The sequence below is a fragment of the Thalassoroseus pseudoceratinae genome (genome assembly GCF_011634775.1).
In the GTDB taxonomy this organism is placed as follows: Bacteria; Planctomycetota; Planctomycetia; order Planctomycetales; family Planctomycetaceae; genus Thalassoroseus; species Thalassoroseus pseudoceratinae.
This window is the reverse complement of sequence record NZ_JAALXT010000006.1, coordinates 310,673-336,591: the sequence shown is the minus strand read 5'-3', so window position 1 is coordinate 336,591 and position 25,919 is coordinate 310,673. Positions and strand designations below refer to the sequence as shown.

At 56.5% G+C, this 25,919-nt stretch carries 19 protein-coding genes; 12 read left to right on the top strand and 7 right to left on the bottom strand.

Annotation, left to right across the window (positions count from 1 at the left end; all coding sequences use genetic code 11):
- Positions 1–67: 67 nt before the first annotated feature.
- Positions 68–1,279, top strand: a complete 1,212-nt coding sequence (locus tag G6R38_RS21875; RefSeq protein ID WP_166830905.1) for an alginate O-acetyltransferase AlgX-related protein — start codon at positions 68–70, stop codon at positions 1,277–1,279.
- Positions 1,280–1,291: 12 nt separating this feature from the next.
- On the opposite strand, the gene G6R38_RS21870 is transcribed toward G6R38_RS21875, so the two are convergent.
- Positions 1,292–2,749, bottom strand: coding sequence for a sulfatase family protein (locus G6R38_RS21870; RefSeq protein WP_166830904.1), 1,458 nt, complete (start codon positions 2,747–2,749; stop codon positions 1,292–1,294).
- 353 nt (positions 2,750–3,102) lie between these two features.
- On the opposite strand from G6R38_RS21870, the gene G6R38_RS21865 reads away from it, so the two are divergent.
- The 3 genes from G6R38_RS21865 to G6R38_RS21855 are packed head-to-tail and all read left to right on the top strand — an operon-like array spanning position 3,103 to position 6,135.
- A complete protein-coding gene (locus tag G6R38_RS21865; protein ID WP_206028671.1) occupies positions 3,103–4,632 on the top strand; it encodes an SLC5 family protein in 1,530 nt (509 codons plus the stop codon).
- Positions 4,629–4,862 carry a hypothetical protein gene (locus G6R38_RS21860; RefSeq protein WP_166830902.1) on the top strand — a complete coding sequence of 78 codons (234 nt, stop codon included), beginning with the start codon at positions 4,629–4,631 and terminating at the stop codon, positions 4,860–4,862. The genes G6R38_RS21865 and G6R38_RS21860 overlap by 4 nt, the downstream gene beginning before the upstream one ends.
- 19 nt (positions 4,863–4,881) lie before the next feature.
- Entirely contained in the window at positions 4,882–6,135 is a 1,254-nt protein-coding gene (locus tag G6R38_RS21855) for a hypothetical protein (RefSeq protein ID WP_166830901.1), read from the top strand.
- A 9-nt stretch (positions 6,136–6,144) separates the two neighbouring features.
- Here G6R38_RS21855 and G6R38_RS21850 read toward each other — a convergent pair whose 3' ends face one another.
- Both G6R38_RS21850 and G6R38_RS21845 read right to left on the bottom strand, forming a co-directional pair.
- Entirely contained in the window at positions 6,145–7,095 is a 951-nt protein-coding gene (locus G6R38_RS21850) for a hypothetical protein (RefSeq protein ID WP_166830900.1), read from the bottom strand.
- 20 nt (positions 7,096–7,115) lie between these two features.
- Positions 7,116–10,940 carry a DUF7133 domain-containing protein gene (locus G6R38_RS21845; protein WP_166830899.1) on the bottom strand — a complete coding sequence of 1,275 codons (3,825 nt, stop codon included), beginning with the start codon at positions 10,938–10,940 and terminating at the stop codon, positions 7,116–7,118.
- A gap of 210 nt (positions 10,941–11,150) precedes the next feature.
- Between G6R38_RS21845 and G6R38_RS21840 the strand changes: the two genes are divergently transcribed.
- From G6R38_RS21840 to G6R38_RS21830, 4 genes are all read left to right on the top strand, one after another.
- Positions 11,151–11,423 (top strand): DUF485 domain-containing protein, encoded by a 273-nt coding sequence (locus G6R38_RS21840; protein ID WP_166830898.1) that lies wholly within the window; start codon positions 11,151–11,153, stop codon positions 11,421–11,423.
- Entirely contained in the window at positions 11,420–13,357 is a 1,938-nt protein-coding gene (locus G6R38_RS21835) for a sodium/solute symporter (protein ID WP_166830897.1), read from the top strand. Before G6R38_RS21840 ends, G6R38_RS21835 begins: the two co-directional genes overlap by 4 nt.
- 415 nt (positions 13,358–13,772) lie before the next feature.
- The gene (locus tag G6R38_RS27885; protein WP_206028670.1) at positions 13,773–14,219 is read left to right on the top strand and encodes a hypothetical protein; all 447 of its coding nucleotides are present in this window, start codon (positions 13,773–13,775) and stop codon (positions 14,217–14,219) included.
- Between the two features lie 250 nt (positions 14,220–14,469).
- Positions 14,470–17,019 (top strand): DUF255 domain-containing protein, encoded by a 2,550-nt coding sequence (locus tag G6R38_RS21830; protein ID WP_166830896.1) that lies wholly within the window; start codon positions 14,470–14,472, stop codon positions 17,017–17,019.
- A 62-nt stretch (positions 17,020–17,081) separates the two neighbouring features.
- Here the strand turns inward: G6R38_RS21830 and G6R38_RS21825 are convergent, their stop codons facing one another.
- On the bottom strand, positions 17,082–18,017 hold the full coding sequence (locus G6R38_RS21825; RefSeq protein ID WP_206028669.1) for an AAA family ATPase: 936 nt from the start codon (positions 18,015–18,017) through the stop codon (positions 17,082–17,084).
- A 549-nt stretch (positions 18,018–18,566) separates the two neighbouring features.
- On the opposite strand from G6R38_RS21825, the gene G6R38_RS21820 reads away from it, so the two are divergent.
- Positions 18,567–19,304 carry a phosphatase PAP2 family protein gene (locus G6R38_RS21820; RefSeq protein ID WP_166830895.1) on the top strand — a complete coding sequence of 246 codons (738 nt, stop codon included), beginning with the start codon at positions 18,567–18,569 and terminating at the stop codon, positions 19,302–19,304.
- A 275-nt stretch (positions 19,305–19,579) separates the two neighbouring features.
- Positions 19,580–19,879: a Rho termination factor N-terminal domain-containing protein gene (locus G6R38_RS28500; RefSeq protein ID WP_166831073.1), complete on the top strand. Its 300-nt coding sequence runs from the start codon at positions 19,580–19,582 to the stop codon at positions 19,877–19,879.
- 76 nt (positions 19,880–19,955) lie between these two features.
- Here the strand turns inward: G6R38_RS28500 and G6R38_RS21810 are convergent, their stop codons facing one another.
- Positions 19,956–20,588, bottom strand: a complete 633-nt coding sequence (locus G6R38_RS21810) for a class I SAM-dependent methyltransferase (RefSeq protein WP_166830894.1) — start codon at positions 20,586–20,588, stop codon at positions 19,956–19,958.
- A 222-nt stretch (positions 20,589–20,810) separates the two neighbouring features.
- Between G6R38_RS21810 and G6R38_RS21805 the strand changes: the two genes are divergently transcribed.
- Positions 20,811–20,981 (top strand): hypothetical protein, encoded by a 171-nt coding sequence (locus G6R38_RS21805; RefSeq protein ID WP_166830893.1) that lies wholly within the window; start codon positions 20,811–20,813, stop codon positions 20,979–20,981.
- Between the two features lie 54 nt (positions 20,982–21,035).
- A complete protein-coding gene (locus G6R38_RS21800) occupies positions 21,036–21,998 on the top strand; it encodes a carbohydrate kinase family protein (protein ID WP_166830892.1) in 963 nt (320 codons plus the stop codon).
- Positions 21,999–22,082: 84 nt separating this feature from the next.
- On the opposite strand, the gene G6R38_RS21795 is transcribed toward G6R38_RS21800, so the two are convergent.
- Positions 22,083–23,393 (bottom strand): response regulator, encoded by a 1,311-nt coding sequence (locus G6R38_RS21795; RefSeq protein ID WP_166830891.1) that lies wholly within the window; start codon positions 23,391–23,393, stop codon positions 22,083–22,085.
- Positions 23,394–23,458: 65 nt separating this feature from the next.
- On the bottom strand, positions 23,459–25,558 hold the full coding sequence (locus G6R38_RS21790) for an Hpt domain-containing protein (RefSeq protein ID WP_166830890.1): 2,100 nt from the start codon (positions 25,556–25,558) through the stop codon (positions 23,459–23,461).
- Between the last annotated feature and the right edge of the window lie 361 nt (positions 25,559–25,919).

The following is a 25,919-nucleotide window of genomic DNA, read 5'->3' as shown; positions in this document are numbered from 1 at the left end:
GCTGGATTCGCCAGTGCTTCACTGATTCGATGTTCGTGATGCTCCAGACCTGATTTCCGAGACTGCGATGACCGCACTTCCCACCTCGCGATTGTTCGCCCCGCAAGCCACGCGGACTGCATATTCCTTCGTGATCGCGGTCATGTTTTTCGGGTTGCTATCGGCCCCGTTGTTCGGCCTACTCCAAGGGGGAGCCGACGATGCTATCCGCGAAAACGAGAACCGTAATCCGGCAAAATTTCCCACTGTGGAACTGCGACAAAAAGGACCGATTCTTTGGCCGTCCAAAAAGAGTCTCTCGCTCTTTCCCCGGTCGTTCGAGCGATGGTTCAACGATCATCGTGGATTCCGGCAGCCGTTGTTAGGGCTCTACAATCTGGCACGCAGCGAAGGTCTGGTGAGTGAGAGTCTCGGTCAGATGGTCACTGGCGAGGCCGACCGTGTGCCGGTCATCATCGGTCGTGAAGGGTGGTTGTACTGCACGAGTGATCGGCTCGTGGACGAGTATCGTGGCACACATCCCTTCACGCAAGACGGGCTCGATCGCTGGAAAAACGTGCTGCTTGCCCGCAAGAAATGGTTAGCCGAGCGGGGCATTTCGTACATCGTCGTTTTTGCGCCGAACAAGAACGCGATCTATCCGGAATACATGCCACGAGCGATTCACCGTGTGACAGACACTTGCCGACTCGATCAACTCAAGTCGCATTTGCAAGATACGGACCTTGATGTCATCGATCTTCGTGCCGCAGTGACGGCGATGAAATCACGGGCGAGGACTTACCATCGCACCGACACGCACTGGAACGAAGTCGGTGCGTTCGCGGGTTATCAGGAAGTCATGCAGGCGGTGTCCCGTCATTTGCCCGGTGAGGACTCATGGACGCTCGAAGATTTCGAGATTCAAACCGAAATGGTCGGGAACAAGGATCTCGCTCGAATGTTGCAATCCCCGGAACCGTACATCGAAGAAGACATTCGCCTCGTTCCGCTCCGTCAACGGCATGCGAACTGTGAAATGCTCGAAGGTGATCCAAAGTCGGTCAAATCGACGAATCCCTCCGCCGATCGTCCGAACATCGTTGTGGTACACGACTCTTTCATGACGGCGATGGCTCCATTCTTGAACGAACACTTTGAAGCCGTGCAATACGAATGGCAATCGGATTTCCCGAAAGACGTCATTGAACGCGAACGCCCCGCACTCGTGATTCACGAGTACGTGCAACGTCGCCTGATGAGTCATCAACCGGAGCCAGGAGTTCCAACCGCGGAGTGAGTTGCCCTCTCGCTATTTCTTCTTCCGTGCCCGTTGAATCCAGCTTTTGTATTCCGGTCGGTCGGCCCACGCATCGAAGTAAGCTTGATAGGCTTTTAAGTCGATCCAATATCGCGGTTCCGGATGGCTAGGATCAACACGGCCTTCCGGGTAATCTTTCCCCGCCATGCTGCGATCCACGGAAGCATTCCATTTGTCCAACTTCGACTTGAGGTCGGCGAAGACCTTCGGCTCGGACGCTTGAAGATCTTGGGTTTCCTTCATGTCGTCCTTGAGATTGTACAACGCATATCGGGTTTTCTTTTTGTTCGGCAACGCGAGGATTTTGTAATCGCCCTCGGTCAATGCTGAACCGTCACGATATCGAAAACCGATCGGTTGCGGACGGCTCAGCACGGTTCCCTCGAACATCGGTTTGAGACTGATGCCATCCAGCGTCGGCAACAACGTATCGCTCGGCAAGCCGACGATGTCCACAAGTGTCGGGGCAATGTCCATGGTGCAGGCGGGCACTTTGGTCACGCGGGCTTTCGTGATCTGAGCCGGCCATTCCACGATCCCCGGCACACGCAAACCGCCTTCGTACAAACTTCCCTTGTTGCCGCGAAGTCCACCGACGGTGTCGGGCGTGATCCGGGGCAATCCGCCATTGTCGCTGCAAAACCAGAACAGCGTATTTTCGGCGATGCCCGCGTCTTTCAAACCGGCTCGAAGGGTGCCGATGCTGCGATCCATCGCCACCAGTTCGCCGTAATGTTCCTTGGAGTTCCGCTCCAGGTCATCGAACTGAGCGGCATCATCTTTGGCCGCTCTCCAAGGACTATGCGGCGTGCCGTACCAAATGACCGTGAAGAACGGTTTCTTCGCTTTCGCATTCTTGTGGATGAACTTGAGTGCTTCGTCCACGACGATTTCCGACGAGTCCCCCGCAAACTCTTCGAACTCGCCTTGGCGACTGAGAATCGGATCCCGATCGAAAAAGTTCGTGACCGACAGCCATTCTTGAAATCCGAATTCGCCAGGTGAGTGCGGGTCGTCTTCCAACACCGGCACGCCGGGTCCCCGTAAACCGTTGAGATGCCACTTCCCAAAATGCCCGGTCGCATAACCAGCTTTCGCGAGTCCCTGGGCGATGGTCGGTTCTTGTCGACGGAGTGCGTATCCGTGCGTCATCACGCCGGTGCGTTCGTGGGTTCGTCCGGTCAAGACGGTCGCTCGTGTCGGTGAGCACACCGGACCGCCCGCATAAAAGCGATCGAACCGCAACCCGTTCGCCGCCATCGCATCGAGATTCGGCGTCTTCAAAACCGGATGGTTGTAGTATCCCGTTTGCCCCCACCCCATGTCGTCGGCCATCACCAGCACGATGTTCGGTCGCTCAGTCTCGGCAGCCAACCCGACCGGAAGCCGCGTGAGCAGAGCCGTGAACAAAAACAATCCAATTCGGCAAAGTCGAAGATGTGGAAGCATTAAGAAGAACCTTCCTGAGTGGGGATCGCGAATGTGCGGTCAGTGCGGGATGTTCGTCATTGTTCAGCCTTCATCCGTGAACGTCAAACCAACTGACCAATGGTCTCGGGTGGCATGCCCACAGCTCGGGGTGGGCATGGGCTAGCGACGTTCGATTATCCATTCATGTCCACGCAAAGCCGTGGGCATGTCACTCGGTTGCTCATCTTGATGCAATTTCCCGCAGGGGCACCAAAAATGGGAAAATGACAATGACGGCTGGTTTCGCTTTCGTTGGCCGATGTTTTGGCGTACGGTGTGACACATATCAAAGTTCTCAAGCGCTCTACGAATCTTTTCGAAGGCGATTGCCGGTGCAGACGACGCTTTCACTTTTGGATTATTTGGTCATCCTCGGTTACCTCGCCGGGACGTTGTGGTTGGGCGGTTGGATCGGGCGACGTATTCGCTCGGGGACCGATTTCTTCCTCGCCGGTCGCACGCTGCCATGGTGGGCGATCGGAATGTCGCTCGTCGCGACCGATATCGGCGGGACAGACATCATCGGTGTCGGCGGGGCGGCGTACTCGCATGGGATGGCGGTCGCGAATTTCGAGTGGATCGGCTGCGTGCCGGCGATGATTATCGCCGCGTTCGTCTTCGTGCCGTTCTTCTACCGCAGCGGACTTTACACCGTCCCCGAGTTCATGGAACGTCGCTACAACGCGGGCATGCGGTCGGCATTGGCGGCGTGTTGGCTGATCTTCATGGCCTGCAACATTGGCGTGATGCTCTTGGCGTCAGCGAAAATGATGGGGCAAACATTCGGGTGGAATCTGTCGGCGTGTATTTGGGCGACGGGTTTATTGGTCGGGTTCTATACCATTGTCGGTGGACTCGCGGCGGTCGTTTACACCGATGTCATTCAGTGCGGTGTGATGATCGGCGGGTGTCTACTGATTCTCGTGCTTGGGTTGATCGAAGTCGGCGGCATTGGCGGTTTGCAAGAACGACTCGCCGCCAACGAATACTCGACGCAACTCATTGTGCCCGTCGATGCGGATTCGCCGTTTCCGTGGACGGCTATTTTCTTCGGATTGGCACTCATCCTCAGTCCGGCGTACTGGATCGGCAACCAAGCGATCGTGCAGCGGTCGTTCGGGGCGAAGGACGAATTTCAAGCGAAAGCGTCGTTCGTGTGGGGAGCGGTTCTTAAGAATATCATTCCCATCATCATCGCCGTGCCGGGTTTGATCGCCGCCGCATTGTATCCCGATTTGAAAGAAGGAGACGCCGCCTTCCCGCAACTCGTCGCGACGCTGCTCCCGGTTGGCATTCGCGGTTTGTTCGTCGCGGGTTTCATTGCGGCGTTGATGTCGAGCGTCGATTCCTATCTGAACTCCGCCGCGACGATTCTCTGTCACGATCTTTACCGACGATTTTTGAACCCGTCGGCCAGTGAAGAGAAACTTCTCGAGGTTGGTCGGATCACAACGGCTGCGTTGGTGGCGTGGGGCATCGGGTTTGCGTTTGTGTTCCTTAAGGGCAGCGAAGAATCCGGCGTTTATGCCATCTTCCAAACACTGATGTCCTTCTTCCAAGGACCGGCGCTGGCGGTCTTGTTGATCGGCGTGTTCTGGAAGCGAGCGACCGGGCGTGCCGCCGTCATCGCGTTCCTTGTCGGTATTGCCAGTTCGGTGAGTCTGTTCGCGTTGAGTCAACCGGCCGTGATCGAGAAACTCGGTTGGAAACCATTGTTCCAGATTCCCGATCCGTTCCTGTATTTCTCCGTCTGGGCGTTCCTCGTGACGGCGACACTGTTAGTCGCGTTGAGTTTCCTCACACCGCCGCCGTCTGCGGACAAAGTGAAATACACGCTGGGACAACGAAAGGCAAATTCATGACACCTTTGCACGTCATCGGAAACACGATTCGGGAAGTGTTGGCCGCCATCCCGATGCCCGTGGTTCGCGGCTTGTTTTTGGCGGTGCTTATCGGCTTGCTGATTTGGGTTTTGCGACTGCCACAATCGGAAACCACCGCCCAAAGCGAATCCGGTCGCACCGGAATGAATCTCAAATGGGGAGCGGCGCTCGCGATCCTTTTGCAAATTGTGATCTACGCCATCTTCTGAGTGATTCGGAGACGCCATCATGTCGCTGTCCACCCGTCGTGAATGGATGCAATCCACACTGCAATCCGCCGCTATTGCCGGTGGACTGAGCCAATTCGGTTGGGCTGCATCACCGAAACGGGAACCGCTCCCAGTCGCGGCTGCCGTAACGGAATACCGACAGAACTCACACGCCGATGTACTCGTCGGCAAAATTCTTGACGGGTTCGATCAGCAAGGCGGCGATGGGCCGGATTTGAAACTTGTCTCGCTGTATACCGATCAAACCCCACCCAAAGAACTCTCGCGATCACTCGCCCAGAAACACGGTTTTCGGATCTGTCGTAGCATCGACGAAGCGATCACGCTCGGCACCGATCAGGTCCAAGTGGCGGGAGTGCTAAGTATCGGAGAGCATGGCAACTATCCCAAGACGAAAGACACCGGTCAGAAGATGTATCCGCGTCGCCGGTTCCTTGACGACATTGCCAATACGTTTCGGAGAACCGGGCAAGTGGTGCCGGTTTTCAACGACAAGCACCTTGGGTATCGGTTTCAGGATGCGAGCCACATGGTGAAGACGGCTCATGAAATGGGCTTCCCGTTGATGGCGGGGTCGTCCGTTCCGGTCGCGTGGCGACGTCCGCCGTTGGTCTTGCCGATGGAGTGTGAAATCGAAGCGGCCCTTGCCATCGGGTATGGCGAGCCGGAAGCGTATGGGTTCCACGCCATCGAAGGCTTGCAGTGTATGATCGAACGTCGACGCGGCGGCGAAACGGGGGTTGTCTCCGCTCAGGCAGTGCAAGGCGATGCCCGATGGCAAGCCGCCAAAGCAGGGCGATGGAGCGAAGAACTGTTCGAAGCCGCCATGAAGTGCACGCCGATGGAACTGAAACCGGATTGGAAAGATCGCATCTCGAAAGTCAGTCCGTTTTATCTATTCGAACACGCCGACGGTTTGAAGTCGTGTGTGGCCATGGCCAACGGCGTGAGCGGTCATTTCGCGTTTGCCGCCAAATTGAAGGGGCAAGCTGAACCGGTCGCGACGTGGTTCGAGTTGGAACTCGACCGCCCGTACGGTCACTTCACTTACTTGCTGAAAGCGATCGAAACCATGTTCCACACCGGACGGGCCTCGTATCCGGTCGAACGCACATTACTCACGACGGGAATGCTCGATTACTGCATGCATTCCATCGCCCAAGACGGCAAACCATTCCGAACCGCCGATCTGAACGTGAGCTACAAACCCGTCGATTGGCCCTTCGCGAATTCGTCACGAACCACAAAATGACTCGCCGCTTCAATTCATAAGGAACAAGAATGCGTCGTCCGCTAGTTTCCGGCGGGCGTCGTCTTCGATGAATCGTCGTAGCGTGTGATAGCCGTAAAGTGTTTTGATGCGGTGCGTCAGCAAGGCGCTGTTGCGGTTGAGCATGCCGTCCCAGTATTCGGGATTTCGCGGGTCGATATCGGACTTCGTGACCGGCCCCAATTCCTGTTCGACGTTCGGCAACGATCGCCACAACCGCACATGCCGGTGATGAGCGGCGAGCGCCTTCCGCGCGATGGTCGGGAAACCAAAGCGATCGATTTCGGTCACGGCGGCGGCATGGTTGATCAGATGATGCAACCCGCCGAACCCTTGTTTTCGGGTCGATGCGGTTTGAATCAATTCATCGATCGTGACCTGCACCATGTCCCTGGTGTGTTTGTAATCGGGGAACTGCGTCTCGGATTCCAACGTTACCTGCTGACCGCTGAGCCAACCGGTTTTCTGCCCATAGTATCCGCGACCCTCCGATTGGTGCTTGAACGCCTCGGTGAGTTTGCGGATCCCATCCACAACTGGTGCGGTCGCATATCCGGGATGATCGTGCAATGCCCGCAATGCGATCGATGCGAAGATGATGTCGTGACCCGATTGCTGCAGCGAACCGGCGATCTGTTCCAAGGCGCTCGCAATCGGTTTGAGTGACGCCGGCTTGGTGTCTTCGGGAGCAACCGGGTCGAAAAGCTCCTGCGGTGTGATACCGGCTTTGCGGGCGTTGAACCAGATGGCTTCTTCACCCTGCATCACGCGGTCTAACTCGCCTTCCACACCGCGAAAGACCCGCTGATCCAATCCGCCCTGGTCCTCTCCGAAGAAGTACCCCGCGACGACGGCGGCTCCCAAATGACCGGCCATCGTGCCCGCTCGATGCGCGTTCGCTAGCCCCCACAACCCCTTCTGCAGGTATTCGAAATCGACCATCACATCCGTCCTCTCGAGAGTTACTTCAATGACCGCAAATACGAGATCAAGTCGGCCAACTGCTCTGGTTTGAGATTGTTGACGAGGCCTTTCGGCATCATGGAAAGTTCGCGTTTAATGCGTTCTTCGATATCTGGTTTGATGATCTCTTTCGAGAGGCCGTTGGCACTACGGATCGTGACGGTCTCCGCGCTTTCGCTCACCACGAAACCCGTTTCGACTTGGCCACTGACGGTCAGGAACGAGAACGTATCGAAACCTTGAGCGATTTTTTCGCTGGGTTTGAGGATCGACTCGACGAGTTCCGCCGGTTTGTAGCGTTTGCCGATATCGACCAAGTGCGGGCCTTTCGGTTTTTGCCCGTCGGCGTAAGTGTGACACGCGATGCACGATTGCGAACGGAACAACTCCGCTCCCCGCCCAACATCACCTTTGGTCTTCAACGCTCGTTCGGCGACCGCCTCGTATGATAGGTTTGCGATCAGGTTCGGATCCTTGGAATCCACTTTAGGAACTTCGATCGCCGTTTGCGGTTCGGGTTCATCCATCGCGACCAGATTGCCGTCACCAAGTCCGTCCGCTTTGACCTTATGCAACACGATCTGGTCTTCGATGAACTTCGTGGTGTCTTCGTTCGCATCACCGAGCGCGGTTTTCACGACCGACGCGATGCGTTCGCTTTCAGACCACGGTTGGCGATCGTAAATCGGTCCGCTGTTGTCCGGCCGCGTGCCCCACCAATCCCCCTTGTATTCGCCTTCCCTGTAGTACAGTCGAAGCAGCGTGGCGAGCAATTCGCGTCGCTCGGACACGTTGCTCGTTTTGTTGAGTCCCTTGATCAAACCGGTCACGACCGCCGACGAATAAATCTGCCGCAATGCCTGCAATGCACCGGCACGGTAAGGACCGTCAAGAGCAGCCAGACACGCATCAACGGCTTCGAGTTCAATCAACGCCTGCACCGCGAGATGCGGAATGACGCGGCCAGGATCGGGTTGGGCATGGAACTTCTTGTGTTCCGGTTTCGGTTCATCGGCCGATCGTTTCGTCAACGGCAAAATCTGATCCGCGACGGTCGCATCGCCCAACCGGCCCAAACTGATCACCGCTTGGGCTCGTGTGCGAAGATCGTCGGACTGGAGCGCGGCTACGAACGGTTCGGTCGGCAGCGACTTCAATTCGCTTTTTCGATCGGCCAACGCTCGCAGGGCGAAGCGACTCACTTCTGAATCTTTGGCGAGGGTCAACAGTGTGTCATGCGAGGCAGTGCCGTCGAGTTGTTTCAACGTGAAAATCGCCGCCACGCGACCGTAAAGTGGAGCATCGTCACTCTTCGCAACTTTGGCGAGCATTTCGCTCACTTCGGCATTCCGACCGCGACGCAGAATCTCACGCTGACTGTGCAACTGATGCACCGCACTGGGGGAACTCAGCATCTCGACGAGATCCGAACTCGAAGCGGCATCGAGATGCGGGAACGGTTTCGGTAAAAAATTCTTTGGTTGAATTTGAGCGACGAAACCGACGTTGGGGCCGCTGTAGTTGAACTTTCCGTTCTTCCAACTGCTGACGTACATCCGTCCGCTGCCGTCGACGTCGATGTCCGTCGGTCGCGGAATTTTGAGGAACACTTCTTGATGCGGATCGAAGGTCGCACCGTGCTCTGGGAAGTTGTGCCGATAGACTTCGCTGCGTCCCCAGTCGCAAGTGTAGGCGGCGTTCGCGAACGGTTTGGGCCAACGCAAGTCGTGAAAATACATCGCCCCACAACCGGAACCGCCACCGTAATCCGCCAGCGGCGGCATGGTTTCCTCGGCGAAGTGCAGGTAACGCGACGGATAACCATAGTCGGCCGACTGCATCACATGCGTAGTCCGGATATCCCAACCGCCGCCGTCGTTCGTGTTGTCGCGGGTGAACATGTTGAGGTAGGGATCAATGCACACATCGAGAATGTTCCGCTGCCCCCAACTGAAGACTTCCATCTCCGTGCCATCGGGCCGCACACGCACGACACCCCCGCCGCGTCGCGTGAGTTTCCGGCCGTCGGTTCCCGTTGCATCGACGAAACCGAAGTCACCGACGGCAATATAAATCCAACCGTCGATGCCCATGCGGATGCCATTCGTGGTGTGGTCGGCTCCGCGTTTGTTGACCTGATCGGTGCTGATGCCAGTGATCAGAGTTTCGTGCCGATCGGACACGCCATCCAAATCGTCATCGTGATACACACTCAAAAACGGCGGATGGAGCACCCACAGCGAACCTGCGTCGTAGATCAAACCACGGGGGTGATCGACTTTCACGAACTCGTTGATTTTGTCTGCTGTGCCGTCGCCATCGGTGTCCACACAACGCAGGATTTTGCCTTTGCCGGGCTCTTTGCCTAGCGAACCTTGCTCATCGACACCGACGAACAATTCCCCTGTCGGAGCGGCCGAAATGCACACTGGATAGTTCACTTCCGGCGGAGCCCCGAAGATCGTTGCTTCGAAACCTTCGGGCAACTTCACATCACTGAGCAATTCATTCGGCGAGCCCGCCGTGTCACCGGCTTGGAGTGATTTCGGAAGTTCCGGGAGATCGCCGTTGTAGGCTTCGAACTCCCAGAAGCTGCCCCATGCTCGCGTGCTGGACGAGTTGTACGTCACCCGGAGGTAACGTGCATCGACAGAATCGAACGTGTGTGGATTGATCTTGGCTCGCTTTTTGTTCTTCGTCTGATCGACAATGGTTTGCCATTCGTCACCGTCTTGGGAAGCTTCTACTTTGTACTGATACGCCGCGTTCTTGGCTTCCCAGTGAATCCGCACCGACGACACCGGTTGAACCTTGCCAAGATCAACCTGCCACCATTGCCCGCCGGACCCGTTGCTCGCACACCAGCGGGTGGAAAGTTTGCCATCGACGGCGTTCTTGGCGAAGTTGTTTTTGTTCTTTTCTTCGCTGCTGGCTTTCGTCGGTTGACCGAACGCAAGGTTGGCCGCTCCACAACAGCCGGACAAATCCGGTTCGCTCGCGGGCGCTTCGATCTTCGCGGAAATTAGTTTTTTGATCTCCTCGTTCTGCTGTTGCGTGGTCGCATTGAATTCCTTGTCGACATCGCGACCGGCGGCCCAGAGGATGCCTCGTGTGACCATGTCGAGGTATTCGGGTTCGACCATCGTTTCGTTGTGGTGGCCGATCGTCGTGCCGAACACGCGGGTTTTGTTTTTGCCGTATTCGTTGGTCCAAATGCACGTTTGCGGAGAACCGTCGGCTCGTTTCGGAGCTTCCGCCAGTGGCGTGGCGGTCGGGAACAGTTTGATGGTGTGGTACAACTCACCCATCGGCGTGATCCACTGCGGACCGAACTCCGACATGATCGGATGTTTTGGCTTCAGATTCTTCACGGTATAGGAATATTTTGGCCCGTGATTCGGCGACTGCACACCGACGAACTCGAACCAATCATCGGTGCCGGTGCGGTAACAGTGCATCGCACAATGAATCAGCACGGCGGGCGTGCCCTCACGGTGCGGCTTCAAAATTCGCTCGACCCACTCTCTGTCCTTCACGTGAGCAAAGCACTCGTTGTGCACGACGACATCAAACCCCTCCGCCCAATCTGCGTCTTCATACAGCGGAATCTTGGTGTTCGTCGTGCTGCCACCCTGATGGACCACTGTCCAAACCACATTCGCCCGCGCGGACACACCCCGCGCGATGATCAACTTCTGTCGCTGATAATCGTGACAGCATCCGCCGGTGACGAGCAGAGCACGAATGGGCTTCGACGCAGGTTTGTCATCGGCTTGCACGAGTACCGGCAGCAGACACAACACTCCAGTCAGAAAAGATCGCATGGCAAGCGGTTCCATATTCGATAATTGTCAACAAATGATGGTGTCGGAATTTGGCAGGACCATGCAGTTTGACCGAAGTCAGGACCACTCGCAAGGTGGTCGATTCGCCCGCTTCCGTTTTTTTCTGTCGTGGCGGAAGTTAGGGTAGTGCACCGTTGGAACGACAATGGATAACTCAAAACCGATTACGAACATCTATTCGGAAGCGCTATGCAAGCTCGTAATGCCCGGATCGGCATGATCCTATTCTGTGTGTACCTGCTGTTTTACGGCGGGTTTGTGGGGGTGAATGCGTTCGCCCCGGAGATGATGGAAACGCTGCCGATCGCGGGGATCAACCTTGCGATTCTGTACGGGTTCGGTCTGATCGTGCTGGCGTTGGTACTGGCGTTGATTTACGGATTGTTGTGCCAAGCGGACGTCGAACCGCCCACGATGGCTGAAGCCAAAGCGGATGCTGAAAGCAAGGAGGCGGGCGAATGATTTACGAACCTTCAATGGTGGCCGTGATCATCTTCGCGGTCTTCGTGGCGTTCACGTTAGGTCTCAGTTTCTATCTCGGCAACCGGGCGAAATCTTCGCAAGGGTACTTCGCCGCTCATGGGCAGATTCCGTGGTTCGTCAACGGTGTGGCGTTCGCGGGGGATTACCTTTCAGCCGCATCATTCCTGGGCATCTGCGGGATGATCGCCTTCTACGGTTACGACGGGTTTTTGTACTCGATCGGTTATCTCGCCGGTTGGGTGGTCGCGTTGTTCGTGATCGCCGAACCCATGAAACGCCTTGGCAAATTCACCTTCGCTGACGCGCTGGATGCGAAATTCGATTCCCGTGGGATCAAACTCGCCGCCGGGATTAGCACGCTCGCGGTGAGCGTGTTCTACCTCATTCCGCAGATGGTCGGAGCCGGTGTGCTCGTGCAACCGCTGCTCGGGTTTCCACACTGGGTCGGTGTGGTGTTGGTGGGGACGGTGGTGATTCTGATCGTCGTCACCGCCGGGATGGTGTCGACGACTTGGGTGCAGTTCTTGAAGGGGTCGTTGCTGGTTGTTTTCAGTGCGATTCTCGTCGTGATGATCTTGCAACGCGGGTTCACGGTCAAAGCCGGTGGCGAAGACGATTACGCCTTCCGACGCATCGGCCCGATTAACGCAAGCAACATTCCAGCCAGCGTGCAAAGTCTTCCCGAATATCAGAACGCCGAAGTGATCCCCGCTGCAGACGGTTGGGAATCGACGCCGTTCCTCCGATTGAAAGACTCGAAATCCGGAGACGTATCGACGTGGAGCATCGAGGAAGACGAGTCGGGAGCCGTCACACTCTACGAAGCTCAAACGCTGACGGAGTTGCCGAATGGCGAGACCTTGATCAACGGCAAACCGCTCGGCACCGAGGAGGGCCAAGCCACCTTGCATCCGGTGGGACGCGTTAGCGAATTGCCCGGTGGCAAGATGGAATCCGGTCCGGTCGGTCCGTTGGAATTCTTCCGCACGCTGCAAGACAGCACGGTGATCCTGTGGAAATCGAAAGTCATCACCGAGGCTGACGGCACGACTGTCAACGTCTATTACCAACAACCGACCGAGGGCAGCCGCGTGTTGCGACCGGGTGAGCATCCGCGTTTCGCCGGGATTCGTGGCGACAACTTCATCGACAAATTGAACTTCCTTTCGTTGATGCTCGCGTTGTTCTGCGGGACGGCATCGCTGCCACACATTCTGATTCGCTACTACACCGTCAAAGACGCCGCCGCTGCTCGGAAAAGCACGATCGTCGGGATTGCCTCCATCGGCTTCTTTTACGTGCTCACGCTCTACATGGGCCTGGGGGCGATGACGAGTGGTTCGATGGACGTCACCAACAGCAACATGGCCGCCCCGCTGCTCGCCAAAGGGATGAATGAATGGTTGTTCGCGGCGATCTCGGCGATTGCGTTCACCACGGTGCTCGGCACGGTCAGCGGGTTGATTCTCGCTTCAGCCGGGGCGGTCACGCATGACCTGCTCAGTAGCGTGTTCCGATGGGAGATGACCGATCACGAAAAAGTCCGCGTGGCGAAAATTTCGTCGGTCTTCGTGGGTGTGATCGCGATCGTCTTGGGGATTTTGTTCGAGAAACTCAACGTGAGTTATCTCGTCGGTTGGGCGTTCAGCGTGGCAGCTTCGGCGAATTTGCCGAGCCTGGTCATGCTGCTCTTCTGGCGAGGCACCACCCGACAGGGCATCATCGCCGCCGTCGTGGTCGGTATGACCAGTTCGCTCGCGTGGATCCTCCTCAGCGGCGACACCTTCGCCAAAGTCTACGGCCTCCCCGCCGAAGACGCCCTCGTCCCGTTCAGTCAGCCGGGCATCGTAACGATCCCGCTGGGCTTCTTGACGTTAGTCATCGTGTCACTCCTGACACGTTCTAAGGATTAACCAAGCACAAAGTAGGCTGGGACAAGTCCCAGCTTTCTAGTGTCTCAACGCGGCATCGAAAGCTGGGTTACGCTGCGCTAACCCAGCCTACCTGCTAGACTGATTTCACAGGGAATGATTGGTGCACCGAACCGTGGAGCTTGCTGATTTCGTTGCTTATGGGCTGATGATTGTCGCGACAATCATGTGGTCAATGATCCTTTACGGAATTGTTGGCACTTCAAAAATTGTCGCAGTCGTTCTTTCTGTAATCCTCGGACCGACTTCGTTCATTCTTGGTTGCGTTCTCATCCTAACGATCATCGATCGTTGGAAACGTTAAGTTAGTGTAGGCTGGGACAAGTCCCAGCTTTTTCAATGTCTCGTGGCCTGAGAAAATGCTGGGTTACGCTCCGCTAACCCAGCCTACTTACTCATGATGAAGATTTGGCCGACTGGTGCGATTGCAGCAGCCACTCTTGGAGGGGCAACCGCAGTTTTTGCTTTATGCTACTATTGCATTCAGCCAGCGACTGGTGTCTGTGCGTCTTTCCACGAACAAGCGAAGTTGCTTCACTTAACTTCACGGTTTCAAGACTTTCCTGCTGTCGGTCCTACCGAGTGGAAGCGTTTTGACCGACTTCGAAACGCATATCGCGTCAAGGGACGTGTTCGAGACTTACAATCTTATCTGGATTGGCGATTTGGACCCGGTGTTGTCGAAGTTGGTGAATTCCGACTTGCAGAACAGAACGGGAACCCCGTGATTGGTGAAAAAGACGATCGATACCTCAACGATGGTTTTGATGACAACGGCCATCACCTCGAATTTCGAGTCCTTAATACAGGAGAGTTTTTCTTCGATTTCATGAGCAATCAGTGAATCATTGGCTGGTGCAAGTCCTAGCTTTCTGGCCATTCCATAACCGCAATGAAAGCTGAGCAGTAGGGTGCGTTGCAACGCACCTTAGTTCGGAGTGGTGCGTCACGACGCACCCTACAGTTACTGGACAGGGTTTCATACCAGTCAGTCTATCAACACGCTTTGCTCTCGCCAACATGCGGGTTTTCTTCTTATAGTGCGGTTTTGGTTCAAGATATTGAGAAGACCATCCGTCAGGACGGAGACTACGATGCGATGTCATCGAAATTCCGCAATTTGGGCAATTTGGGGGCTGCTGACGATTGGCGTCTGCGGTTGCGGCGGCAATTTGGGAGCTGAACCGGCTTCCGAGGACGGTTCCGCTGTCTCCACGGCTGAGAAATCGGCCGAGCCGAAGGGCGAACCGAATCGGTTGGCGGGCGAGACCAGTCCGTATTTGTTGCTGCACGCCCACAATCCGGTGGATTGGTATCCCTGGGGACCGGAGGCGTTCGAGAAAGCCCGCACCGAGAACAAACCGATCTTCCTCTCGATCGGCTACAGCAGTTGTTATTGGTGCCATGTGATGGAACGGCTGGTCTTCGAGAATGAAGACATCGCCAAAGCCATGAACGAGAAGTTCGTGTGCATCAAAGTCGATCGCGAGGAACGCCCGGACATCGATGACATCTACATGACCGCGTTGTTGGTGTATCTGCAAGCGACCGGGGCGGAGCAGGGCGGCGGTTGGCCGTTGTCGATGTTTCTCACACCGGAAGGCAAACCGATCGCGGGTGGCACATATTTTCCGCCGGAAGCCAAACCGGGTCTGCCGAGCTTTCCGAGTGTGCTGAAACAGGTCGATCAGATTTGGACAAGCAACGAAGACGGTGTGCGTCAAAGTGCAGAGACGATGGCCACGAATGTGCGACGCGTCATGCAACCGCCGCTTGTGCTCAAGAAGACCGAACTCAAACGAGAACTCGTCACGCAGACCGTGACCGCGATCGCAGAGACCTTTGATCAGAAACACGGCGGCGTGGATTTTGCCGCGAACGCTCCCGATTCGCCGAAGTTCCCGGTGCCGGTCAAATTGAGCGTCTTGCAATACGCTGCGGCACGGGACGACATCGAACAAGCCGGGAAAATCGTGCGACAAACGCTCGATGCGATTGTGCGGGGCGGCATTCACGACCATCTCGGCGGCGGATTCCATCGCTACAGCACCGATCGCGAATGGCATGTGCCGCACTTTGAGAAGATGCTTTACGATCAGGCACAACTCGCCGACGTGTTGCTCGAAGCGTATCGTACGACCGGCCAAGATCAATTCCGTCGAGCGGCCGAAGGGACTTACGATTTTGTCCTACGCGAACTCACCGATCCGGCGGGTGGTTTCTATTCCGCGTTGGATGCTGAAACCGATGGCGTGGAAGGTCAGCGGTATGTGTGGACGAAGAAGGAAATCCTCACCGCCTTGGGGGAAGACGATGCGAAATTGTTCGCCAAAGTGTATGGACTGAATCAACCGCAGAAGTTCGAACATGGTTACGTGTTGCATCAACCGCAGCCGTTGTCGGACATCGCGGATGAACTGGGAACCACCACGCCGGAGTTGGAACGGCGATTGGCACCGATGCGGAGAAAATTGCTCGCCGTGCGGGACCAACGACCGGCACTCCTCAAGGATGATAAAGTTCTCACGAGTTGGAACGGTTTGATGATCCGTTCATTGGCTCATGCGGCAAAACGCTTGGACCGGGCGGATTACCGAACCGCCGCCGAGAAAGCCGCTCTGTTCGTGCTGTCCAACATGCGGGATGAGAAAGGTCGGCTGCAACGGACCTATCGTGATGGGCAATCCCAATTGAATGCTTATCTCGATGACTACGCCTTCATGATCGAAGGGTTGTTGGCTCTGTACGAAACCACCGAAGATCAGAAATGGTTGCGAGCCGCCAGACGGTTGACCGATCAGCAAATCGAGTTGTTCCAAGACGAAGACGGTGCCGGCTTCTTCTTCACGCCGCATCATCACGAGGAACTGTTGGCTCGCACGAAGAACGCGAACGATGCCGTGTTGCCCTCCGGGAACAGCGTGAGCGTTCGCAACCTGTTGCGGTTGTCGTCATTAACGGATACGCCGAAGTATCAAGAAGACACCGAGAAAACGCTGCAACTATTCGCGTCGCAATTGGCGGACCGTCCGCGTGGGATGGCGAACATGGCTTTGGCATTGGGCGAGTATTTGGACAATCCGAATTTCGCCGCCGCCCGCACGCAAGAACCGAACATTCACGATCAACGCCGGAATCAAAACGCGATTCTGCAAGTGGCCGCCGAAACATCGAGTGACTCCCGCAAGGAAATCGTCACCGCTCAGGCGTATTTGAATGTCGACAAACTCCCCGCTGGCAGCACCTGCGAGATTGTCGTCTTTGTGGACATCAAACCTGGTTGGCACATTAATCAGAACCCCGCCGTGCCGAAGAATCTGATCCCGACCAAGTTCAGCATCAAGAGCGATCACGGCATCACGGTTGAAGACCTACGATATCCAAAGGGCGAACCGCTGACGATTCCCGGTTTCGACGAATCCGCGTTGGTCTACGAAGAGAGCATCGTCATCCGCGGCAAACTCCGAATCCCGCAAGACATCAACGTGACCACCGACGAAATGCACCTCGCTGTGAGATATCAGCCGTGCAATGACAAAACCTGTCTCGCCCCCAAGACGGCGAAACTCGTCGGCCAAGTGCCGATCGCCCGACCGGGGGAGCAGGTGCAGTTGATTAATCAGAACTTGTTCCCGCGGCGATGATGATGTGAGGCGTGAGGCGTGCGGCGACGCGATCGGGATACACCTCACACTTCATTCGCCGATCACGGAATCGGCGTCTCCTCGAGGATCTGCCGAATAATCTGCCCGGCTCGTTCGCGTTGGTTTTCTCGGACGATTCCGCCGCAGGCGACGCGGTGGGCGAGGACCGGTTCGGCGAGCGTTTTGACATCGTCCGGGATGGCGAAGTCGCGGCCTTCAATCATCGCGAGACTTTGCACCGCCCGATATAGCGTGAGTGCCCCACGAGTACTCACGCCAAGTTGGAGCATGTCGTGATCCCGCGTGGCGTGGACGACGTCGAGGATGTATTCGCCGATGGCGTCATCGACTCGCACCTCCCGGACCTTGGCTTGGAGTCGCTGAAGTTCATCACCGGTCATTGCGGGTTGCAACGTATCGACGGCTTCACCTTTCCGGTGGCTGTTGAGGACTTCCAGTTCTGTCGATCGTTCGGGATAACCAATGCCGGTGCAGATCATGAAGCGGTCGAGTTGGTTTTCCGGCAGCGGATACGTGCCCTCGAATTCGAATGGGTTCTGTGTGGCGACTACGAAGAACGGTTTGCTCAGCGTCCAGGTTTGGCCTTCGATCGAAACCTGATTTTCGCTCATTGCTTCCAACAGGGCACTTTGCGTTCGCGGCGTGGTGCGGTTGATTTCGTCCGCGAGCAACACGTTCGTGAAGATCGGGCCTTTGCGAAATTCAAATTCGCCCAAGTTCGGCATGAAGATGCTGGAACCGAGAATATCGCTCGGCAACATATCCGGCGTGAATTGCAGCCGGTTGAATGTGCAGTCCAAACTCTTGGCAACCGATTTCGCCAACGACGTTTTCCCCACGCCGGGTGCGTCCTCCACCAAGACATGACCACCGCCGAACAAAGCGACGAGTGTTAGACGAATCGGTTCCGGTTTGCCGAGCAACACGCTGGCGATGTTTTCTTCGAGACGGCGAATCGAGCTGGTGTCCGGTGTCACAATCGGTCCATTCCAAGTCAAAAACAATCGGCGAGTTTGGTCCGATGATACCGGCGTGAACGACTTGAAACCAGCAACGAGAATGTCAAGAAACACAAGGTTTTACAAACTGGGTAAACAGCAGAGACTTTATCAGCTTGGTTGTCGTTAGCGGTTTTGATTCGGATTCTGTTCTTGCGGGTTGGATGGGGACGATCAAGAAAAATGGTTCTTCCCATCATGTGGATTGGCACTCGTTATCTCCCTCCAGCCTCGTTCGCGCTTATGACATTCGCGTTTCGATCCCGACAAATCCTGCACCAAACTGGTTTCCACGGTTCAGTTGACCGGAGGGTGACGGTTGCTGGCTTGCTGGTGGTGTTGATGTTCGTGAGTGGATGTCAACATACGTCCGGTGTCGCGTGTTCACCTGGTGTGTACGAGCACAATCGCGGTCCGGTCCGGCCAGAGTTTTCACCTTCTCCAACCGAATCACCGGCCAATGTGTCTAGCGTGGCGCCGGTGTCGTCGGAGTGCGTGGTGGAATCACCCGGCGAGGTTTCGTGTGCGATGACCGATTCGTATTCGGCACACAGGCATTCGGGGAATCAACCGATTTCTTTTCGGCAGGATCTGCATGATTTCCTAGGCCGATTGGGGGATGATGCCGTTGGCATGGCGGACTGGCAGAACGCGGCTTTAGCGGGAGTTGCGACCGCCGGTGCGATTGCGATTCATCAGGACTGGGACGACGACGTTCGCGAATACACAGCCGAACATCCGAAGCGGTGGGGGCACGGCAGTACCGTCATCGGTTACTTCGGACACGCCGAATACCACGTTCCTGCGTTGCTCGGTTTGTACGGTTGGAGCGTGAAGCAGCAAGACCCAGAGCTTCACGAGTACGCCACCACGCTCATCAGTGCCTACACGTTGACGAGCATCAGCGTTCTGAGTTTGAAACTCATCACGGACACCGATCGGCCGAGTGACGAATGGAACGACGGCCGTTACGGGTTCCCATCGTATCACGGGGCCAGCTTGTTCACGTTGGCAGCGGTCACAGAGGAGTTCCACGGCTTCTTGCCAGCGACTCCGTTATACACACTGGCCGGTCTGGTGAGTTGGAGCCGAATCGACGAGCGTGATCATGACCTGTCCGACGTGGTCTTCGGAGCATTTCTTGGCTGGGCAGTGGGCAAGAGTGTCGCAGCGACCCGCTTGCATGGCGACGGTCGCATTCGGTTGCGTCCGTATTTTCACCCCACGGAACCGGCGGCCGGCCTCGCCGTTCAAGTGCCGTTCTAGACCAGGTTTCGTCGAAATCGTCGGTGACGTGAGAGCCGAACGCAGCCAATTTTCTGATCGCTGCGGGGTGCTGTCTCGTGGCGATCACAGGGAATGAGGGCCGTTGGATTGTGTCCACCGCGGACACGGAAGACCGGAACACGGTCTGGGGCATTTCCCTGAGTGAGAAACCAGGAAAGGCGGATTCCAACTCTTTGGGAGCGTCATTTATCTTGGACCAAGTGACCACATTGGTCGAGTCGATTCCGACTGAATCACACTTGGAGGATATGCCGATGCCATCCGCCTGGTCGAAAAAAGACGAACGTCAATACGATCACATCAAGAAGGGCGCCCAAGAGCGTGGGAAATCCGAGGACCGTGCCGAGGAAATTGCCGCTCGCACCGTTAATAAGACGCGACGCAAAGAGGGGCGAACACCTAACAAGACGAGTTCTGGAACGGGGAATCCCAATTCCAAATTGGAAGAACGGACCAAACGCGAACTCTATAATCAGGCCAAAGACTTGGATATTCCCGGTCGTAGCCAGATGAACAAGAACGAGCTTATCAGTGCAATTCGACACCATCGCTGATAGTCTCGACCATCACAACGAACATGCTCGCCCGTCAACGGACCGCAAGCCGTTCCCGGCTTGAACACGGCCTCGTCTAGCGTTCCCTGTGCTTGACGGGCGCGGTTTTTTCCCAGCGGAAAATTCGCAACGGCGGGATATTTCGCCAGACGGTGCATTTGTCGGGGCGGCCAAACGAGCCTTTTGCCAAGTTGCACACGCGATCGCGAATTTGGTACGCCACGAACGCGCCGTTCGGGCTGAGCAGCGAGTGAATATCCGCGATCAACTTGCGGCCGGTTTCTTGATCCATAGTCGAGAATGGAATGCCGGAGATGACCAAATCCGCGTTATTCCACTCGGCTTGGTTCAACAACTCTCGCACCTGCAATGCATCGCCGTGCTGCACGGCCAATCGTGGATCATCAATCTGTTGGAGCCGATCGATGAACAACGGATTCGCTTCAATGCTCATCAGTGCTGCGTCTTCGGTCATATGACGCAACAATGCCCGCGTGGTTCCCCCAGTTCCCGGCCCGAGTTCCACAATTCGCCGCGCCGATGGAACACGAGCGAACGTACTCAGACGACGTTCCAGAATCGGCGAACTCGGGATGATCGAGCCCACTTGCCGAGGTTCTTTCAGGAATCCGCGAAAGAAACTAAAGGAATCCGGGGACCGTTTTGCGGAGGTGTTTTCGGTGCGTGGGGAAGAAGACGCCGGGTCCATGAAATGACCTCAAAATCAAGATGTGTCGGCATTGGCGGAAAATTTGGTCAATTATGGCATTAACATGGCTTCGCGTAAACCTAACAGAATTTTTGGCGATGTGACATTCACGCGGTCCAAGTTCATTAAATCGCGATGAGGGCGGGTTGCGAAATCCGTGAGCGCGAGTCAGACTGATGTGGTAATGTGAGTGATTGTTCGCGTGTGATTTAAGGGCCGTTCATGAATAATTCGCAAGAATATTTTGTCGGCTGGAGCACATTGGCTCTGATCAATGCGGGGTTGGCTCAAGGGAAAAACCGCAGTGGTCTAGTGTGGTTTTTGATTTCGTTGGTCTTGGGACCAATCGCCACTCTGCTTCTCGTCGTGCTTGACCGCGGAACGCCGGAATAACCCATTTAAGAAGGCCCGCGAGCCTGGTCTTTCCGAGTGGAAATTGAAACCGTTATGAGTGAACCGTCGTGGGATTGTTTGTGTGCTGGGATTGTGGTCGCCGATCATGTGTGTGCCCCGATCGCTCGGATGCCGCATTCCGGGGAACTCGTTCTGACGAAGCGGATGGAACTCACCGTGGGTGGGTGTGCGGCGAATGTGTCGGTCGATTTGGCGAAACTTGGGCGTCGTGTGGCGATGTCGGGCTTCGTCGGTGAGGACGCCTTTGGTTCATTCGTCCGCCAGACGATGCAATCCGCCGGTGTGAACTGCGACCAACTCCTGACCAGCACAACACGTGAGACCAGCGGGACCCTGGTCGTCAATTGTGAAGGCGAAGATCGGCGGTTCATCCATTCGATTGGTTCCAATGCCGAATTCACCGGACGAGATCTTACACCAGAGCGAATCGCATCCGCCCGCGTGCTGTATTTGGGCGGGTATTTGTTGTGCGAGGAGTTGGCAGCCGACCATGTGGCTGCGGCGTTTCGGACAGCTCGGGAACTTGGTGTGACGACGATTCTCGATGTCGTCGTGCCTGCCGCCGGCGATTACTGGTCCCGCGTGGCGGCGGTGTTGCCGTTCACCGATGTGTTCCTGCCCAACACGGATGAAGCCAAACTCATCACCGGTTTGACCGATCCCACCGAGCAAGCCCAAAAGTTCCGCGACGCGGGTGCGAAGACGGTCGCGATCACCTGTGGCGATACGGGAGCGGTGTTGCAGTCCGCCGCCGGTAATTGGCGGTCCGGGCGGTTCGATGTGGCGGTGGTCGATGGCACTGGCAGCGGTGACGCATTCGCCGCCGGTTTCATTCATGGCTTGCTCGCCGATGCCGATCCGGAAACATGTCTCCAATGGGGCAGTGCCCTCGGAGCCAGTTGCGTCCAAGCCGTCGGGGCTACGACGGGTGTGTTCTCGGATGGCGAACTTCGACAGTTCTGTGCGGCGAATCAACTGGCCATCGAACCGGTGTAGACGTATCGCGTTCCGATCCGCTTAGACTGATTGACTCTCAATCGCGACGAGTCTTGTCTCAAGACGGCCCGGAAACAAACTGGTCTACGCATCAGTCTCGGCAATCAATGCGGCGACGGCGGCTTCACGGGTTTCGTGGATTTGCCAAACGGTGTCGAAGCGGGCAGTTTCGATAATTTGCACGCCCGGTTCCGACAGACCAGTGCATGCGAATCGGGCACCGTCTTTGGTTTTGACCGCCTGCCAGAGTTTCAGCAGACTTTCCAACACCGCGGACCCGAACGCATCGACATTGCTAAAATCGACAACGATGTGTCGCAAGTCTTCCTCGTTGATGCGGGAGAGGGCCCGCTCCTGGTCTTCGGTGCGGCGATCGTCCGCGAAACCGGCGAATCCCTGCAGCACCGTCACGATCAGGACATCACCTTCGCGATCGTTGCCAAACACCGCCGGTGAGGTCATCGAATCTGCGGATGCCATCAGACTCGTCAGCGGTTCGGCGTCGACTTCCTGTTGCGGTCGCCGCCGGATCAACGTTAACTCTTTGCCGGATGCGTCCACCGAAATCTCGTCCATGAAGGTTTGAATCAGAATCAAACTTCGCTGCAACGGGTCTTCCAAGTCGGCATCGCCGTTGGATTCCGGGAGGAAGATGCTCGCCGTACCTTCGCCTTCGTGCTGCACGACCAGCCGGACTTCGTCGTCATTGATACGAACCGTCAGCCAGACGGAACGGTCGGAGAATGGTGGCATCGCCCGTTGATTTTCAGCGGCCTCGCGGAAGATCAACTCACCTTCGAGTCGCGTGCTCGGGTCGAGGGCCAAATTTCCGAAGAACATGGCGTGATCGAGGGCGTTCCGCAACGCGACAATAATTTGCATGCGGACTGTATCATCCCCGAACTCCGCGTTTTTGAGTTCCTGCTCCACATGCGTGGCGACGGAAGTAATTAACGTGGGATCGTTTTCCATCCGGAATTCCAGCGATCGTGCGACAAGACAACGCTGCACACGGTCTTTGGTATCCGCAACTCGCATGGATTCCAAGATGTCTTCGAGCGTGTCGATCATGCTGTGATCGAGCCGACTCTTCGGCAGATAACTAGCCGCTCCATGCCGGAGTGCTTGGATGGCAATATCGTCGCTGCCGTGTGAAGTCATCAGCACAACCGGCAAATGCGGATGATCTCGGCGGACGGCATCCACGAGTTCCAAACCGTCCATCTCCGGCATTTGCAGATCGGTTAACACCAAATCAGGTTCGTGTGTGCGGAGTACGTCCAACGCCAGCCGACCATTCTCGGCCACGTACACATCGTACCCGGCTTTTTTGAGCGTCAGTCGAATTTGCGTGGCCTGGGTGAGGCTGTCTTCGACAAGCAATAAAGATGACATACATGGACTCCCGTCGACACCGTGGATTTCCGAAGAAGTTGCCTTTGGTGAAGCGAATCACCGGGTCACTTCGTCGGTTCGAGCATCAAGAAGTCGTTGAGTTCTTCGGCGAGATTCTCGAAGCTCGAACGTAAAGCGTCCCATAGCGCGGGGGCTTCGTCCAGTCTGCCGTGCCGGGATTTTTGTTCGAGCTGGTCGGCCAACGGTGCGATTTCGATGCCGCCCACCATCCGAGCGACATGACCGATTGCCTGCGAAGTTCGTTCGATGCTCTCGGAATCTTCCAACGCAATTGCCATTCGCAGGGTGTGCAAATGCCGGGGGCAGGCTTCCAAAAAGGAGTCGATCGCTTCTTGCAGACGCTCACGGCTGCCACCGGCTTCTTGCAACGCGGCGGCCCAATCGAGTCGTTGACTTTTCGGCCAACTCATGCGGGAGGAATCGAGCGATTCCGTGTTTTTCTCCAACGGAACAGAGGGTTGACGAAGACCAGGAACGGACGTTGTCGCACGGTTCGGACTCGCAAACTCCGATTCCATTTGCAACGCGGGACGCTCGACGGTTTTCAATGCGGCCGTGATCATCGCGTGGACTTCATCGCGGCGGAACGGTTTGAGCAAGTATTCCGAACTTTGCGTCGGAGCTTCCTGCACATTCCGCAGCAAAACCACATGCCCGGAGAAACCACGATCCTTGCGAAGCCGATCCGCCAGCGAGGTCGCACTGACATCGTCCAGGTCGGCGTCGACCACAACGAGCGAGAATTCCCGACCCTCCCGTTTGGCTTGCCGCCATGTTTCCAACGCCTCGAAACCGGCCGCCGCCGTGGTTGGCAAAAGTTTGCAGTCTTGCAGCATTCGAGCGAGCACGCGTCGAGCGGCGGCGTTGTTATCGACGATCAACACCGGCGTGCCCACCCAATCGGGCGACACTGTTTCCGCCGGCGGACTGTGACCGATCGGAAGTTGCAACGTGAGTTCAAACTCCCGGCTACCATCGCTGCCGTTGTTCAACTTGAGATCACCGCCGAGATGCGATGACAATTTCTCCGCCAACGCTGGACGCGGTCGGTAGCCGTCACTGTGAGTGTCGTTGAGTCGAAATCGAAACGGAAGCACTTCACCGGGTTCGGGGGACCGAGATCCGAGTTGCTCAGCATCGGTCTCCACCGTCAGCACGACCGCACCGCCGGGATTGCGGGCCACTCCCGGCCCGATCAAATCGAGAAACAACCGCCGCAATCGGTCCACATCCCCCACGACCGCAGCCGGTACGGAGTTCGGCCAGTCAATGAGCCACCGTGTCGACGCTGGATGACTGGGGTGTGTGGCGAGATTGCGGAACAGCGATTCCAACTCGTCTCGCAGCGAGAATTCTTCGGGTTGAAGTTCGAGCGTGCCGACTTCGAGTTTGGCCAAATCCAGCATGTTGCGGAGCACGTCTTGCAAATACCCGGCGGAAACCGAGACGGTTTGCAGGGACTCCCGTTGAGCTTCGGATAATTCCGTTGCCAATGCGTCGTCCAACGAAGCGACAAGCGTCTCGGCGGGAACTTCGATTTGCCGAGACAACTGGTGCAAAAACTCTTGTTGCGTCCGGACCGCCGCACCGGCTGTTTGCCGCGTTTGTTGCAACTCGGCACTGGCCCGTTCGAGTTCTTCGCGAATTTGATCGAGTTCGAGCGTGGAACGTTCGGTGCTGCGAAGAGATTGATCACGTTCGCGTCGGACTTGTTCGAGTTCCTGCCGAGTTTCCGCAAGCCGTTCGGCGAGGGCATCGGACTCTTTCGACGATGCGGCGGACGGCGGAGATGATGACGGTTGTTCGTCGGTTTCGTCCGGGCTGACTTCTTCGGTGCTCAGTTGGAGGATTCGCCCGACGCGGGTGGTCATCACAGCGACGATCCAAACGGCGAACATAGCGAGCAACCGATTGGCCAGCACGACCCGATCACCCAACGCACCGGAAAGCAGCGGGACAAGCCAAATGAGAGCCGTACACACACCAGCGGACAGCATCGAGAAGCGACGACCAGCGGCGAATGACAACGCCACCGGCAACACGTAAGCCGTACCGCCGACGACATCGCTCGGCATGATCCAATCGATCACGCTGATCGCGATAGTGAGAATGAGGGGTAAGAGAATGGTGATCACAGACGTCATCCCGTCGGGTCCCGTCGACGGATTGGATTATCCCGAATGATTTTTCGCGTCTTCTGCGAGCCGAGCGACTTCCTGCACTTCCGACTCAACGCGCTAGTTATACACGTCTGGCAAAACAATTGCGACAGGAAATCCGGCCAGCGTTGCAACGGAGCGGCGGAGTGCGATAATCAGAAGCACGGTCGGTCGGCTGAGACCAATTGACTGTGGCGATCCGCCGCGGTTGCGTTAGCCTACCCATTGCCTTCCCAGGGCCGTTGTTCGTGTGGCCAGCCCCATCATTGGCGGCGGGGCCACAGCAAGCCACAGGCTTTCCCCGCCGCCAATGATGGGGCTGGCCTGAGTGAACGACCCTGGTCCG